Source organism: Campylobacter sp. BCW_6871, from assembly GCF_001762325.1.
GTDB lineage: Bacteria > Campylobacterota > Campylobacteria > Campylobacterales > Campylobacteraceae > Campylobacter_D > Campylobacter_D jejuni.
The window spans coordinates 1-2,155 of record NZ_MJWQ01000019.1; the positions used below are offsets into that span (position 1 = coordinate 1).

Genomic DNA, 2,155 nt, shown 5'->3' on the forward strand with positions numbered 1-2,155 from the left:
AAGCTAAATTTTACAATGCCACTGAAGGTGGAGCAAGGATTAATTTTACTGAAGAACTTTCCTTTAAAGAATGTTGTGAAAAACTCCTTACAAAAGAAAAACCTAAATTTGAACTTCCAAAAAGTTTAACTAAAAATAGAAGTGATAAACTCCTAGTTAAATTCAAAGAAAAAATACAAAAAGATCAAGATAATGCTAAAAGATTTTTAGACGATGCTTTAGCTTTAAAACAAATTTTAGAAAACATACTCAGTAAAGATTTTATTTTACCTTTGGAATTTTTAGAAAAAGTTTATCAAAATATAGAAAATTTCAATCACTCTTTAGATGAAGATGAGTTTATACAAGATGAAGTTTTAAGAGGAGCTTTCGCTTATCGTGGAAAAATGATTGCTGATGTATTAAAACTTCATATACAAGATAAAACGTATTTTATCATAGCTTATATCAAAGCTTATTATGAATGGTTGCTTTATTTTATAGAAAAATTAGAGCAAAAATACAAATCTTTATTAAAAGTATAAAATTTAACATCAAAGTATAAAATATTTTTTTGATTGCACGATATAGCATGTAACAAGTTCATGGATGAGCTTGAATTTTTTTAAAAGGATTTAAAATGGGATTTCGTATTAACACAAACGTTGCAGCATTAAATGCAAAAGCAAACTCTGATCTAAACAGCAAAGCATTAGATCAATCACTTGCAAGACTTAGTTCAGGTCTTAGAATCAACTCAGCCGCAGATGATGCTTCTGGTATGGCGATAGCAGATAGTCTAAGATCTCAAGCTAATACTTTAGGTCAAGCTATATCAAATGGTAACGATGCTTTAGGCATCTTACAAACTGCAGATAAGGCTATGGATGAGCAACTTAAGATCTTAGATACAATCAAGACTAAAGCAACTCAAGCAGCTCAAGATGGACAAAGCTTAAAAACAAGAACTATGCTTCAAGCAGATATTAACCGCTTGATGGAAGAACTTGATAATATTGCTAATACTACTTCATTTAATGGTAAACAACTTTTAAGTGGTAATTTTATCAATCAAGAATTTCAAATCGGTGCAAGTTCAAATCAAACTATTAAAGCTACCATAGGCCCAACCCAATCTTCTAAGATAGGTTTAACACGCTTTGAAACTGGAGGAAGGATTTCTGAAAGTGGTGAAGTGCAATTTACTTTGAAAAACTATAACGGTATAGATGATTTTAAATTTCAAAAAGTTGTGATTTCAACTTCGGTTGGAACAGGACTTGGGGCTTTAGCTGAAGAGATCAATAAAAATGCCGATAAAACGGGTGTTAGGGCTACCTTTACAGTAGAGACTCGAGGTATGGGTGCAGTTAGAGAAGGTACTACTTCTGAAGATTTTACTATTAATGGGGTAAAAATCGGCCAGATAGAATATAAAGATGGCGATAGCAATGGTGCTTTAGTTTCTGCAATCAACTCTGTAAAAGATACTACAGGAGTAGAAGCCTCTATAGATGAAAATGGTAAACTTTTGCTCACTTCAAGAGAGGGTAGAGGGATTAAAATTGAAGGTGATATAGGCAAGGGTGCTTTTATCAATCCAAATATGAAAGAAAATTACGGTCGCTTATCTTTGGTAAAAAATGATGGTAAAGATATTTTAATCAGTGGAACAGGATTAACTGCTACTGGATTTGGTGCAAGTAGTTTCATTTCACAAGCTTCTGTTTCTCTAAGAGAATCAAAAGGTCAAATTGATGCCAATGTTGCTGATGCTATGGGGTTTAACTCAGTTGATAAAGGTAATATTTTAGGGGGTTATTCTTCCGTTTCTGCTTATATGAGTAGTGCCGGTAGTGGATTTTCGTCAGGTTCAGGTTATTCTGTAGGTAGTGGTAAAAATTATTCCACAGGTTTTGCTAATGTGATAGCTGTTTCTGCAGCTTCTCAACTCTCAGCGGTTTATAATGTATCTGCAGGCTCAGGTTTTTCTAGTGGTTCTAATTTATCTCAATTTGCAACCTTGAAAACTTCAGTTGGAAATACTCTTGGTGTAAAAGATGAAACAGCAGGTGTAACTACACTTAAAGGCGCTATGGCAGTGATGGATATAGCAGAAACTGCTATAACAAATCTTGATCAAATCAGAGCAGACATTGGTTCAGTGCAAAATCAA

1 protein-coding gene and 1 pseudogene are annotated in these 2,155 nt (G+C 33.3%); both read left to right on the top strand.

The features are described 5' to 3' along the window. Nucleotides 1-524: pseudogene (locus AJ930_RS02360) on the top strand (motility associated factor glycosyltransferase family protein); the annotation flags it as partial. 95 nt (nt 525-619) lie between these two features. Beyond that, nucleotides 620-2,155, top strand: a 1,536-nt coding sequence (locus AJ930_RS02365) for a flagellin (protein WP_070274788.1), incomplete at its 3' end; no start/stop codon positions are given.